We start from the raw sequence: 12,878 nt of genomic DNA on the forward strand, positions 1-12,878 counted from the left end.
AAGGATACGAAACGTATAGTGGCGAGATGAACGGTACCGCACCTGATCTCGGCGCGATGCTCGGCCGGCTCGAGTCCTACGTCCGGCACGAGACCCCCACCGGCGACGCCGAGCGCATCGACGCGCTCGGCGAGATCCTGCTGGCGCGGCACCGCGAGCTGGGCGCGACGGTGCGCCGAGTGCCGTCGGCCGCGGGCGACCACCTGGTCATGGAGCACCCGGGCCGGGGCGCGAAGGCCGGCGGGGCGCCGGTGCTGTTCCTCGGCCACCACGACACCGTGTGGCCGGCCGGCCGGCTCGACGGCCCGATGCCGTGGCGGGTGGACGACGGCGTCGCGTACGGCCCGGGCGTCTACGACATGAAGAGCGGCCTGGTCGTCATGGAGACCGCGCTCGAGCTGGCACGCGACGGTGGCGCGGGACACCCGCCCGTCCGCGTCGTCGTCGTGGCCGACGAGGAGGTCGGGTCGCCCACGTCGGCCGCGCTGGTCGCTGAGGCCGCATCGGACGCCGTCGCCGCCCTGGGGTTCGAGTCGCCGCACCCGGACGGCTCGTTGAAGTCGGGCCGGCGCGGCAGCACGCGGCTGCGGCTCGGGGTCGAGGGGGTCGAGGCGCACGCCGCGCTGGACCCCGAGGCCGGCGTCTCCGCCGTCGACGAGCTGGTCGACCAGCTCATCCTGGTGCGCTCGATCGTCCGGCACGCACCGGGGAACGTGCTGTGCAACGTCGGCACCGTCGCCGGCGGCGGCCGCACCAACGTCGTCCCGGCGGCGGCGTACGCGGACCTCGGCCTGCGATTCGCCGACGCCGAGTCCGAGCGGGTGGTCCTCGACGGCGTGACGTCGCTGCGGGCGATCCGGTCCGGCGCGACGGTGACCGCCGAGGTCATGTCGCGGCGGCCCACCTGGGCGCCCGGCGAGGCGACCGCCGGGCTGCTCGCCACGGTGCGCCTGGCGGCGGCGAGCGTGGGCCAGCGGGTCGACGGCGCGCCGGCCGCGGGCGGCGCCGACACCAACACCACCGGCTCGCGGGGAGTTCCGACGCTCGACGGGTTCGGCCCGCGCGGCGCCGGTGCGCACGCCACCCACGAGCAGGTCGTCGTCGCGTCGCTGGCCGAGCGCGCCCGGCTCGTCGCCGCGGTCCTCGCCGCGCTCTAGTCCAGCGCGGCGGCCTTCTTCACCAGCGACACCAGCAGCTTCTCGTCGGCGGCCGTCAGCTCCCGGATGCCGAACGACGTCGGCCACATGGTGCCGTTGTCGAGCAGCGGCGCCTCGTTGAAGCCGAAGGTCGCGTACTCCGTGCCGAACTTCGCCGCGGCCTGGAAGAAGCAGAGGACCTTGCCGTCCTTGGCGTAGGCGGGCTGTCCGTACCAGGTCCGCGGGGCGAGCTCGGGCACCTCGGCGCTGATGAGGGCGTGGATGCGCTCCGCGATCACGCGGTCCTCGTCGGACATCTCGGCGATCTTCTCCAGCAGGTCGACCTCCGGATCGACCTTGCCCTTCGCGCCCTTCTTGAGCTCCTTGGCCCGCTCCTTCATCGCGGCGCGCTCGGCCTCGTCGAAGCCGTCGTAGCTCTTCTCCGTGCCAGCCTTCTCGGTGCTCATCGCTGCGTCCTCTCTGCGTTCGGCCTGACAACGCTCACGCTACGGAGCCAGCGGCGGCCACCGCTTCTCGAAATCTGATCGATCGCCGCATTGTGCTCCGCACAATATGACAGTTACTCTCAGAAAGGAGGAGCGGTCTACATCGAGTCACTGCCGGAGGCTGTCGTGGCAACCCTGCTGTACCGCATCGGGCGGTTCTCGTACCGCAGCCGCCGCCTGGTCGGGGCGATCTGGCTGGCGGTGGTCGTGGTCGCCGGCGTCGCGGCCACCACCCTGTCCAACCAGACGTCGGACTCGTTCGCGATCCCCGGCACCGAGTCGCAGCAGGCGTTCGACCTGCTGCAGGAGCGGTTCCCGGGCTCCTCGCCCGACGGCGCGGCGGCCCGGCTGGTGTTCGCGGCGCCCGGCGGCGGCGCCGTCACCGATCCCGCGCACGAGCGGGCGATCACCGCCGCCGTCGCCGAGATCGAGGCCGGCCCGCAGGTCGCCGAGGTCGTCGACCCGTTCGCGGCCGGCCTGGTGTCCGAGGACGGCCGCATCGCGCTCGCCGAGGTCACCTACGCCGTCGACTTCCTGTCGCTGGAGCCGCAGACCCGCGAGACGCTCGATGACGCCGCCGAGACCGCGCGCCAGTCCGGCCTGCGGGTCGAGCTGGCCGGCACCGCCGTCGAGCCGGAGCCGGAGCTGGGCAGCGAGCTGCTCGGCATCGCCGTCGCCGCGCTGGTCCTGGTCATCACGTTCGGGTCGCTGATCGCGGCCGGCATGCCGCTGCTGACCGGCATCGTCGGCGTGGGCGTCGGCGTCGCGCTGGTCACCGCCGCGACGGCGTTCGTCGACCTCAGCACCATCACGCCGATCCTCGCCACCATGCTCGGGCTCGCCGTCGGCATCGACTACGCGCTGTTCATCGCCTCGCGCTACCGGCACGAGCTGGGCGCGGGCGTCCCCGGCGACGAGGCGGCCGGCCGGGCCATCGGCACCGCCGGCACCGCAGTCGTGTTCGCCGGGCTCACCGTCATGATCGCGCTGGCCGGGCTGTCCGTCGCGGGCATCCCGATGCTGACTGAGATGGGACTGGCCGCCGCCGTCACGGTGGCGATCGCCGTCGTCATCGCGCTGACCCTGCTGCCGGCGCTGTTCGGCTTCGCCGGACGGCGGATGCTCGCGCGCCTGCCGGGGCTGCGGTCGCGGGCCACCGACCCGGAGGACGACGACGCACCGCGCCTGAGCCGCCGCTGGGCCGGGTTGGTCACCAGACACCCGGTCGTGGCGCTGACGGCGAGCGCCGCCGGACTCGCGGTGCTCGCCCTTCCGGTGCTGGACGTCCGGTTCGGACTGCCCGACGAGGGCACCTACCCGGCTCACACCACGCAGCGGCAGGCCTACGACCTCACCGCCGAGGGGTTCGGGCCGGGCTTCAACGGCCCGCTCCTGGTGGTGGTCGACGGCGGCAGCGGCGGCGCCGAGGCGGCGGCCGCGTCGGTGGCGGAAGGGCTGCGCAATCTCGACGGCGTCGCGCTCGTCACGCCGCCGGAGCCGGACGAGTCCGGGCGGACCGCCGTCGTCACCGTCGTTCCCGAGAGCGGCCCGTCGAGTACGCAGACCGAGCGGCTGGTCGAGGCGATCCGCTCGTCGCTCGGCGACGGGAACGCGCCGGCCGGTGCGCGCGTGCTCGTCACCGGCACGACAGCGCTGTTCATCGACTTCTCCGAGCGCATGGCGGGCGCCCTGCTGCCGTACCTGCTGGTGGTGGTCGGGCTGTCGTTCGCACTGCTGATGCTGGCATTCCGGTCGCTGGTCGTGCCGCTGAAGGCGACACTCGGGTTCCTGCTGACGATGGCGGCGACGTTCGGCGCGATGGTCGCCGCGTTCCAGTGGGGCTGGCTGACCGGCATCGGCGTCGAGGAGGTCGGCATGATCAACAGCATGCTGCCGATCCTCATCGTCGGCATCGTGTTCGGCCTGGCCATGGACTACGAGGTGTTCCTGGTGACCCGCATGCGCGAGGCGTTCGTCCACGGTGAGCCGGCGGTCCGCGCGGTCACGACGGGGTTCGGCCACGGCGCCCGGGTGGTCGCCGCGGCGGCGATCATCATGATCAGCGTGTTCGGCGGGTTCGTGCTCAACGAGGCGGCCGACGTCCGGCAGATCGGCTTCGCATTGGCCGTCGCGATCGCCGTAGACGCGTTCGTGGTGCGCATGACGATCGTGCCGGCCGTCCTCGCTCTGGTCGGCGACCGCGCCTGGTGGCTGCCGCGCCGGCTGGACCGGCTGCTGCCGAACGTCGACATCGAGGGCGCCCGGCTCACCGACGCGCTGGCCGATCAGAACCGCCAGCGGGTCGCCGTCAGTCCGTCGGGACCGTAGCCGAACCCCTTCACCGGCACGATCTCGAAGAACGCGTACTCCGGTGACCCGGGCAGGCTGTCGTCGTAGGCCCGGCCGTCTCGCAGCCCGAACCGCCAGTCGTACTTCGCGACGAACGCTGCCGCCGCCTCGCGCTGCCGCGCGACGTCGGTGACCCGACCGGCGTCGCCCTCGAGCACCAGGTCGCCGAGCTCGGTCGTCGCCGTGACGACGCACCGGCCGTCGCGCAGCAGGTTGCGGCCCTTCACCGTGCCCGGCCGGCTGCTGACGGTGAGCGTGCTGCCCAGCCAGACGCCCATGACGGGCATCACGTGCGGCCGGCCGCTCGCGCGCCCCGTCGCCAGCCAGTACTTCGCCAGGGTGGCCAGCTGTTCCGCCGCCACGGGCCAGGCCAGCACGTCTGCCTCGTCGGTGCTCATCGGGACGGCGTCCTCGGGCCGGAAGAGCGGCTCGGCGATCGGGGTCGGGGTCATGGCGTCTCCTTCGCGGGGTACTCGTCGTGCAGCCGCCACCACTCGTACGGCGGCGTCTGCGGCCGGCCGGCCGGCGTGTCCTCCCAGGTCTCCTGCCGGCCGAACGGCGTGAGCTCGAGGATGTTGAAGTCGAAGCGCAGCCGGTCGACGCCGCGCGCCGTCGTGACGTAGGTGCGGTAGACGTCATCGCCGTCGCTCAGGAGGACGCTGAGGGCGAATCCGCCGCCGGCGCCGATGTCGGCGCTGAACCGGCTGCCGCGCGACGAGTAGACCGGCACCGTCCAGCCCATCCGCCGCCAGTACGCGGTCAGCTGCATGATCGGCATGTCGCTCACGACGGCGAAGCCGGTGTCGCGGGCGTTCAGGTGCGCGAGGTGGCCGACGTTGTCGACGACGCCCGCGCAGCCGGAGCAGTAGTCGTCCGGACCGTTGTCCATCATCTGGTAGACGACCAGCTGACGGCGCCCGTCGAAGAGGTCTGGCAGGCTCGCCGGGCCGTCCGGCCCGGTGAAGGCGTAGTCGCCGGCGAGCCGGGTCATCGGCAGCCGGCGTCGCTCGGCGGCCAGCGCGTCGAGCGCCCGGGTGGCCGCCTTCTCCTTCTCCAGCAGGCGGTCACGGGCCGCCTGCCACTCATCGGGTGACACGATCGGCGGCAGCAACGACATGATCCCTCCTCGTCCTCGCGTGTGAGTTTCTTGAGGGAACTGACGCTAACGTAGTAAGTTCCTTCAAGCAACTGACAGGAGGCGGGAACATGCAGCGGACCGACTTCGGCGACATGGCCTGCTCGATCGCCCGGACGCTCGACATCGCCGGCGAGCCGTGGTCGCCCCTCATCATCCGCGACGTGTGGGTCGGCATCCGCCGCTTCGACGAGTTGCAGCGCGACCTCGGCATCTCGCGCAAGGTGCTGACCGAGCGACTCGGCCGGCTGGTCGGACACGGCGTGCTGGAGCGGCGGCAGTACTCCGACCGGCCCCCGCGCTACGAGTACGCGCTGACGCCGAAGGGGCTCGAGCTCACCGAGGTGCTGATGGCGATCAGGACCTGGGGCGATCGCTGGACCGCGGGCGAGGCCGGGCCGCCGACGCTGCTACGGCACCGCTCATGCGGGGAACACGTGGACGCCGAGGTGCGGTGCTCGCGCTGCGGCGAGTTGCTCCACGGCGACGAGGTCGACGTCGAGGACGGCCCCGGCGCGCGAGCGTGATCGGACGACGGGTTCGCCGGCGAAGAGGTTGGCCCGCCTCGCCCTTCACTCCGGTCCGCCCGCTCCGAGATGATCACGTTCAGTACGAGATCTCGTGTCGCACTACGCCTGCAACCGTGTTGCGGCACAGGTCATCGTGGTGGGCGGTCCAGTTGACGCCGCCACATCCCACCACGTGGACGGCAGCAGGCCCGCCGACCCGCACCCGTCGCCAGACTCCCCCGTCAGCCCAACGCCTCCCGGGCGCGGACGAACGCCTGCGTCGCGGCGCGGAGGTCGTCCAGGGAGTGCGCCGCGGAGACCTGCGTGCGGATGCGGGCGGCGCCGTGCGGGACCACGGGGTAGCTGAAGCTGACCGCGTAGACCCCCTCGGCGAAGAGCAGCTCCGACAGGCGGGCGGCCCGGGACGCGTCGCCGATCATGACCGGGACGATGGGATGCGTCCCCGGGAGCACGTCGAAACCCAGCGCCGTCATCTCGGAGCGGAAGAACTCGGTGTTCTCGCGCAGCTTCGCCCGCAGCTCTCCGCCCGACACGAGCCGTTCGAGCACCGCATGCGCCGCCGTCACGATCGACGGTGCGACGGAGTTCGAGAAGAGATAAGGGCGCGAGCGCTGCCGCAGGTACTCGACGATCTCCGCCCGGCCGGACGTGTAGCCGCCGCTCGCCCCTCCGAGCGCCTTGCCGAGCGTGCCGGTGACGATGTCGACGCGGTCGGTGACGCCGAAGTGCTCGGGGGTGCCGCCGCCGTTCTCGCCGATGAAGCCGACGGCATGGGAGTCGTCGACCATGACCAGGGCGTCGTACTGCTCGGCGAGGTCGCAGATGGTGTCCAGCGGCGCGAGGTAGCCGTCCATGGAGAACACGCCGTCGGTGGCGATGAGCCGGAACCGCGCGTCCTGCGACTCCTTCAGCCGCGCCTCGAGCTCGGCCATGTCGGCGTTGGCGTAGCGCAACCGGCGCGCCTTCGAGAGCCGGATGCCGTCGATGATGCTGGCGTGGTTGAGCGCGTCGGAGATGACGGCGTCCTCGGCCCCGAGCAGCGTCTCGAACAGTCCGCCGTTGGCGTCGAAGCAGGAGCCGTACAGGATGGTGTCCTCGGTGCCGAGGAAGTCGGAGATGCTGCGCTCCAGCTCAGTGTGGATGAGCTGGGTGCCGCAGATGAACCGCACCGACGCCATGCCGAAGCCCCACTGGTCGAGGCCGCGCTTGGCCGCCTCGATCAGGCCGGGGTCGTCGGCCAGGCCGAGGTAGTTGTTGGCGCACAGGTTGAGGACGGTGCGCCCGTCGGCCAGGGTGACCCGGGCGCTCTGCGGGCTGCCGATGACGTGCTCGGGCTTGTAGAGCCCGGCCGACCGGATCTCGTCGAGGTTCTTGCGCAGCTCGTCGCGCATCGATCCATAGACCATCGCCCGCACCCTCCTACTTCTCGGCCCACTCGATGATGACCTTGCCACTGTGCCCGCTGCCGGCCGCCTCGAACGCCGCCTCGTAGTCGGCGGCGGTGAACCGGTGCGTCACCACCCTCGAGATGTCGACGCCCGCCGTCACGAGCACGGACGCCTGGTACCAGGTCTCGTACATCTCGCGGCCGTAGATGCCGCTGATCGTGAGCATGCGCAGCACGACGCGCGACCAGTCGACGCTGCTCTCCTTCGACGGCAGGCCGAGCATGGCGATGCGCCCGCCGTTGGCCATGCCCTCGATCATGTCGTGCAGGGCGGCCGGGTCGCCGGACATCTCCATGCCGACGTCGAACCCCTCGGCCATGCCGAGCTGCTGGCGAACCTCTTCGAGCGTGGTCTTCCGGACGTCGACGGTGGTGCCCGCGCCCAGACGGCCGGCCAGCTCGAGGCGGTAGGGGTTGACGTCGGTGATGACGACGTTGCGCGCGCCGGCGTGGCGGGCGACCAGGGCCGCCATGATGCCGATGGGTCCGGCGCCGGCCACCAGCACGTCCTCACCGTGCACCGGGAACTTCAGCGCGGTGTGAACCGCGTTGCCGAACGGGTCGAAGACGGCAGCGGCGTCGAGGTCGATGCCGTCGGGGTGCCGCCATAGGTTGCCCGCCGGCATGGCGATGAACTCCGCGAACGCGCCGTCGCGGTGCACGCCGATGCCCTCGGTGTTGGGGCACAGGTGCCGCTGCCCGGCCCGGCAGTGCCGGCAGCGCTCACAGACGATGTGGCCCTCGCCGCTGACGATGTCGCCCACCTGGACTCCGCGGCTGCCCGGCCCGACCTCGACCACCTCGCCGACGAACTCGTGCCCCACGATGAGCGGCGGCGTGATGTTCGCCTGGGCCCACGGGTCCCAGTTCACGATGTGCAGGTCGGTGCCGCAGATGCCGGTGCGCAGGACACGGACCAGCGCCTCGCCCGCGCCGACCGCCGGCATCGCGACGTCCGTCAGCTCCAGCCCGGCGCCGGGTCCGGCCTTGACGAGTGCTCTCACCCGCGCGAGCGTAACGCACGGTCGCCGAGGCAACGGCGCTGGTCGGCGGAGGCTGTCGGTACCCGCCCGTAGGGTGGGGACCCCACCCGGACAGGCGGGTCATCGGAGGGGACCTGACTGATCGGCCGGCGGGTCATCGGGCGGGACCTGCCGCCTCGGCCGGCGAGTCATCGGGCGGGACCTGCCGCCTCGGCCGGCCGCCATCGGGTGGGACCTGTCGCCTCGGCCAGCGGGCGGGCGAGCTGGCCCGCCGGCGGGTGTCGAGCACCGTGTGGTCGGGGCTCGAGTCCACCCCGTGAGACGGCGTCGGCTAACCTACGCCGAATGCAGGTGGTCATCGCAGGCGGACACGGGCAGATCGCGCTCCGGCTGGAACGGCTGCTCACACTGCGCGGCGACAGCGCGGTGGGGCTCATCCGCAACCCCGACCAGGCCGGCGACCTCGCCTCCGCGGGTGCCACGGCCGTGGTCCTCGACCTGGAGAAGGCGGCCGTCGACGAGGTGGCGAGCGAGGTACGCGGAGCCGACGCCGTCGTGTTCGCCGCCGGCGCCGGGCCGGGCAGCGGCACCGCCCGCAAGGACACCGTCGACCGCGGCGCGGCGGGCCTGCTGGCCGACGCCGCCGAGCGGGCCGGGGTGAGGCGCTACGTACTGATCTCGTCGATGGGTGCCACGACGCAGGAGCCGGCCGACCCCGAGGACGTCTTCCAGGTCTATCTCAAGGCCAAGGGCGACAGCGAGGCGGACCTGCGCCGACGCGACCTCGACTGGACCGTCCTGCGTCCCGGCGGTCTGACGAACGATCCCGGAACCGGCCGGGTGAGGCTGGCGCCGTCGGTCCCGCGCGGCAAGGTGAGCCGCGACGACGTCGCCGCGGTGGTGGTCACGCTGCTCGACGACGCTCGGACGGCGCGCCTCACGCTCGAGCTGGTCGGCGGCGACACGACGATCGACGAGGCGGTCGGCGCCCTGGTGGGCTGAGACGGATTCCGGCTCGGCCGCGCCACAGCCCTAAGCTGGGCGCCGTGGCCGCCGAACCGACCCCCGGTCCTGCTCTGACTCCCGATCCGATCACCCTCAGCACTCTCGAGCTCGCCCTGCTCGGCATCGCCGTGCCGGGCGCCGCCGCGCAGCCGCCCACGGTCGCCGTCGACCTCGATCCGCCGCACGGCAAGAAGCCCGGACCGGGCGCCGAGCTCACGCTCACCGACCCCGAGGGCGCGCCCGTCGCCGTCGTCACCGTCGAGTCCGCGGCCACCCGCAAGCGCCGTCTGTCGGTGACGGGTAGCGTCCGGCGGGCGGTCGCCCCGGCCGCCGACGACGAGCCCCGCGGCCCGTACCCCGAGCTGCGGCGCGCCCCGGGCGACGTCGAGCTGGCCAACGCCGCCGCAGTCATCACCCGCGACCCGATCGACCAGCGCACGCTCGAGGCGGCGACGACCAAGGCCGGCCAGCCGGTCCTGCTGATCGTGCTCGACGGGCCGCGGGTCGTGCCCGGGCCGGACGCCGCCACCGTCACCGCCGCATCGCTGACCCTGCGCGACCGGCTGCGCCGCGACGGCCGCAAGGCGGAGGTCGTCGTGGTGCCGGCGCCGCAGTACGGCGACGAGCGCGACGACGACCTCGCCGAGCGGATCGCCGCGGCCTACGGCGGTACCCGGGTGGTTCCGGCCACGCCGCCGTCGGCCGACGCTCTGGCCCAGTGGCTCGACGGCACCGCCGCGGAACCGGCCGACTGGCCATCGGCGAGCCGGCACGCCTGGCGCCGGTGGCGGCCGCTGCCGCACGAGCGCGGGCTGGTGCTGCTCTTCACCGGATTGTCCGGCTCGGGCAAGTCCACCGTCGCGCGCGCGGTCACCGACCGCATCGCCGAGATCGGCACCCGCACCGTCACCCTGCTCGACGGCGATGTCGTCCGCGGGCACCTGTCGGCCGGCCTCGGGTTCTCGAAGGAGGACCGCGACCGCAACGTCGAGCGCATCGGCTTCGTCGCCGCCGAGATCGCCAAGCACGGCGGGCTCGCGGTGTGCGCGCCCATCGCGCCGTTCGCCGCCACCCGAGCCCGGGTCCGGGCGATGGTCGAGGCGCACGGCGACTTCCTGCTCATCCACGTCGCCACCCCGCTCGCGGAGTGCGAGCGACGCGACCGCAAGGGCCTCTACGCCAAGGCGCGGGCCGGCGAGATCGCCGAGTTCACCGGCATCTCCAGCCCCTACGAGGCACCTGACGACGCCGACCTCGTGCTCGACACCACGAGCCTGACGATCACCGCCGCGCGCGACTCCGTCATCACGCTGCTCGACCAGGGCGGCCGCCTCTAGAACCAGCCGGGCAACCATTGCCCTGCAGCTCACGGGCTCGAGGGCAAGTCCGCGGGCAAGTCCGCGGGCAAGGGTCGCCGCCCAGCCTGAGACGCATGAGCGTCACGATCACAGGAGCGCGGCGGCAGTCCGGAACCGGCGTGGCCGGCCGGCTGAACGACGAGTGGGACCGGCTGTGCGCCGACGGCCGCAGTGCCGCGGTCGCGCGCTGGGCCGCCGCGCACCCGGCCCTGGCCGGCTGCCGCGAGCTCGGCGACATCGAGGCGACGGTGACGGCCGCGGGCTCCGTGGCAACGACGGCGGCGGGCTCCGCAACCGCGACGGCGGCGGCCGCCACGATCGGCCGGCCGGGCGCCGACGCCGTTCTGCTCGCTCTGCTGCGGCTGGCCCACGACGGTGACGCGCTGGCCGGGCGGACCGTGCTGCAGTTGATGCTCGGCAAGGCGATCCGGATCGCCGGCGGGCACGCCGGGCGCGATAGCCGCGACAGCCTGGAGCACGCCGCCGTCGCCGCACTGTGGACGGTCATCGCGACCTACCCGACCGAGCGGCGGCCCACCAAGGTCGCGGCGAACATCGCCATGGACACGCTCGGCGTGGTCAGCCGCGAGCTCGCGCACCGCCGGGCCGAGACGCCGACGGAGCCGGACACGCTGGCCGCCCTCCTCGGCTGCGCCCCGGGCACCGGTCCGGGCGGCGGCGCGAGCGACGGCGACCTCGCCGAGCTGCTCGCGTGGGCGGTCGACGCCGGCGTGGTCACCGCCGCCGACGCCGGCCTGCTGCTCGACATCTACGCGCCCGCTCCAGGCCTCGCGGGCGGCTCGGCGGCCGCCGATCGGGCCGGCATCAGCTGGCCGGCCGCCCGCCAGCGGGCCAGCCGCGCGGTGCGCAGGATCGCCCTCGCCGTCCGCGCCGACGCGTTCGCGGACGCCGTCGGCGCGACCCTCGGCGACGACCGCGCCGCCGCCTGACCGCACCACCCCGCCCAGCGCGATTGACCGCCTCCGGGGGCGGGTCTACGTTGGAAATTCGGGCGAGCGAGACGCCCACCCCTGCGAAGCGATCTCCATGCCCGTGCCGTCCGCCCTGATTCCTAGGGGCACGGTGACGAGTTCGGACGGCCCCGCCACCGTGGCCGGAGAGGCAGGCGACCTCCCGTCACATCCGTTCGGTCATGGAGGGGAGCAGGGAAGTGCCAGGCAACAGAGCAGTCGTCTATCGGGGTGCGGGCCACGTCGAGGTCGAGGACGTCGAGTATCCGGCGTTCGAGATCAAGGACGGACCCGGGGTGAACCCGGACAACGTGGGTCGCCAGCTGCCCCACGGCGTCATCCTCAAGGTCGTCGCCACCAACATCTGCGGCAGCGACCAGCACATGGTACGTGGCCGGACGACGGCACCGGAAGGGCTGACGCTGGGCCACGAGATCACCGGCGAGGTCATCGAAACCGGCCGCGACGTCGAGTTCATCAAGACCGGTGACCTCGTCTCGGTGCCGTTCAACATCGCCTGCGGGCGGTGCCGCAACTGCAAGGAGGGCAAGACCGGGGTCTGTGAGAACGTCAACCCGGACCGTGCCGGCTCGGCCTACGGGTACGTCGACATGGGCGGCTGGGTCGGCGGCCAGGCGGAGTACGTCATGGTGCCGTACGCGGACTGGAACCTGCTGAAGTTCCCCGACCGCGACCAGGCGATGGAGAAGATCCGCGATTTGGCCATGCTCGCGGACATCTTCCCGACCGGGTTCCACGGCTGCGTGACGGCCGGGGTGCGACCGGGCTCGACCGTCTACATCGCCGGCGCCGGACCGGTCGGCCTGGCGGCCGCGACGTCTGCGTTCCTGCTGGGGGCTGCCGTCGTCATCGTCGCTGACCTGCAGAAGGAACGGCTGGACCAGGCCCGCGGTTTCGGCTGCGAGACGATCGACGTCTCGCAAGGGGAACCAGCCGACCAGATCGAGCAACTCGTCGGCGAGCCCGAGGTCGACTGCGCGGTCGACGCGGTCGGCTTCGAGGCGCGCGGACACGGTGGTGAGGCGCAGACCGAGCACCCGGCCACCGTGCTCAACGCCGTCATGAGCGTCACCCGCGCCGGGGGCGCTGTCGGCATCCCCGGCCTGTACGTCACCGGCGATCCGGGTGCCGCCGACGACGCCGCCAAAGTGGGCTCGCTCTCGATCAGGCTGGGCCTCGGCTGGGCGAAGTCGCTGTCCTTCACGACGGGACAGTGCCCCGTCATGCGGTACAACCGCCAGCTGATGATGGCGATCCTGCACGACCGCACGGAGATCGCCCGCAACGTCAACGCCACGGTGATCCCGCTCGACCAGGCGCCCGAGGGCTACACCGAGTTCGACAAGGGAGCCGCCCGCAAGTACATCTTGGACCCACATGGAATGATCAGTTGACGCTGGCCGCCGGCGCTCGTGTGATACTGGAGATGTCCGCAAT

General features: G+C 72.7%; 12 protein-coding genes. 7 read left to right on the plus strand and 5 right to left on the minus strand.

Annotated elements, in window-relative coordinates; translation table 11 throughout:
* Positions 1-26: 26 nt before the first annotated feature.
* Positions 27-1,157 carry a M20/M25/M40 family metallo-hydrolase gene (locus E1212_RS06685; protein ID WP_131980598.1) on the plus strand — a complete coding sequence of 377 codons (1,131 nt, stop codon included), beginning with the start codon at positions 27-29 and terminating at the stop codon, positions 1,155-1,157.
* Here E1212_RS06685 and E1212_RS06690 read toward each other — a convergent pair.
* Positions 1,154-1,603 (minus strand): iron chaperone, encoded by a 450-nt coding sequence (locus E1212_RS06690; protein ID WP_131980600.1) that lies wholly within the window; start codon positions 1,601-1,603, stop codon positions 1,154-1,156. The two genes, E1212_RS06685 and E1212_RS06690, sit on opposite strands and share 4 nt — an antisense overlap.
* 165 nt (positions 1,604-1,768) lie before the next feature.
* On the opposite strand from E1212_RS06690, the gene E1212_RS06695 reads away from it, so the two are divergent.
* The gene (locus E1212_RS06695) at positions 1,769-3,970 is read left to right on the plus strand and encodes an MMPL family transporter (RefSeq protein ID WP_131980602.1); all 2,202 of its coding nucleotides are present in this window, start codon (positions 1,769-1,771) and stop codon (positions 3,968-3,970) included.
* Here the strand turns inward: E1212_RS06695 and E1212_RS06700 are convergent.
* Both E1212_RS06700 and E1212_RS06705 read right to left on the minus strand, forming a co-directional pair.
* Positions 3,928-4,443, minus strand: coding sequence for a pyridoxamine 5'-phosphate oxidase family protein (locus tag E1212_RS06700; protein WP_131980604.1), 516 nt, complete (start codon positions 4,441-4,443; stop codon positions 3,928-3,930). The two genes, E1212_RS06695 and E1212_RS06700, sit on opposite strands and share 43 nt — an antisense overlap.
* Positions 4,440-5,108, minus strand: coding sequence for a DUF899 domain-containing protein (locus E1212_RS06705; RefSeq protein WP_131980606.1), 669 nt, complete (start codon positions 5,106-5,108; stop codon positions 4,440-4,442). The genes E1212_RS06700 and E1212_RS06705 overlap by 4 nt, the downstream gene beginning before the upstream one ends.
* A gap of 89 nt (positions 5,109-5,197) precedes the next feature.
* On the opposite strand from E1212_RS06705, the gene E1212_RS06710 reads away from it, so the two are divergent.
* Positions 5,198-5,653, plus strand: a complete 456-nt coding sequence (locus E1212_RS06710) for a winged helix-turn-helix transcriptional regulator (protein WP_131980608.1) — start codon at positions 5,198-5,200, stop codon at positions 5,651-5,653.
* A 224-nt stretch (positions 5,654-5,877) separates the two neighbouring features.
* Here E1212_RS06710 and E1212_RS06715 read toward each other — a convergent pair whose 3' ends face one another.
* The gene (locus E1212_RS06715) at positions 5,878-7,062 is read right to left on the minus strand and encodes a glycine C-acetyltransferase (RefSeq protein WP_131980610.1); all 1,185 of its coding nucleotides are present in this window, start codon (positions 7,060-7,062) and stop codon (positions 5,878-5,880) included.
* Positions 7,063-7,075: 13 nt separating this feature from the next.
* Complete coding sequence (tdh, locus tag E1212_RS06720; protein ID WP_131980612.1) at positions 7,076-8,107, minus strand: L-threonine 3-dehydrogenase; 1,032 nt, start codon at positions 8,105-8,107, stop codon at positions 7,076-7,078.
* Positions 8,108-8,431: 324 nt separating this feature from the next.
* Between tdh and E1212_RS06725 the strand changes: the two genes are divergently transcribed.
* The 4 genes from E1212_RS06725 to fdhA all read left to right on the plus strand — a co-directional run bounded on the left by E1212_RS06725 (position 8,432) and on the right by fdhA (position 12,835).
* Positions 8,432-9,088: an NAD(P)H-binding protein gene (locus E1212_RS06725; RefSeq protein WP_131980614.1), complete on the plus strand. Its 657-nt coding sequence runs from the start codon at positions 8,432-8,434 to the stop codon at positions 9,086-9,088.
* 44 nt (positions 9,089-9,132) lie between these two features.
* The gene (cysC, locus tag E1212_RS06730) at positions 9,133-10,428 is read left to right on the plus strand and encodes an adenylyl-sulfate kinase (RefSeq protein ID WP_203416524.1); all 1,296 of its coding nucleotides are present in this window, start codon (positions 9,133-9,135) and stop codon (positions 10,426-10,428) included.
* Between the two features lie 95 nt (positions 10,429-10,523).
* On the plus strand, positions 10,524-11,399 hold the full coding sequence (locus E1212_RS06735) for a hypothetical protein (protein WP_131980618.1): 876 nt from the start codon (positions 10,524-10,526) through the stop codon (positions 11,397-11,399).
* Positions 11,400-11,620: 221 nt separating this feature from the next.
* A complete protein-coding gene (gene fdhA / locus E1212_RS06740) occupies positions 11,621-12,835 on the plus strand; it encodes a formaldehyde dehydrogenase, glutathione-independent (RefSeq protein ID WP_131980620.1) in 1,215 nt (404 codons plus the stop codon).
* The last annotated feature ends 43 nt before the right edge of the window (positions 12,836-12,878 follow it).

The organism is Jiangella ureilytica (assembly GCF_004348545.1).
In the GTDB taxonomy this organism is placed as follows: domain Bacteria; phylum Actinomycetota; class Actinomycetes; order Jiangellales; family Jiangellaceae; genus Jiangella; species Jiangella ureilytica.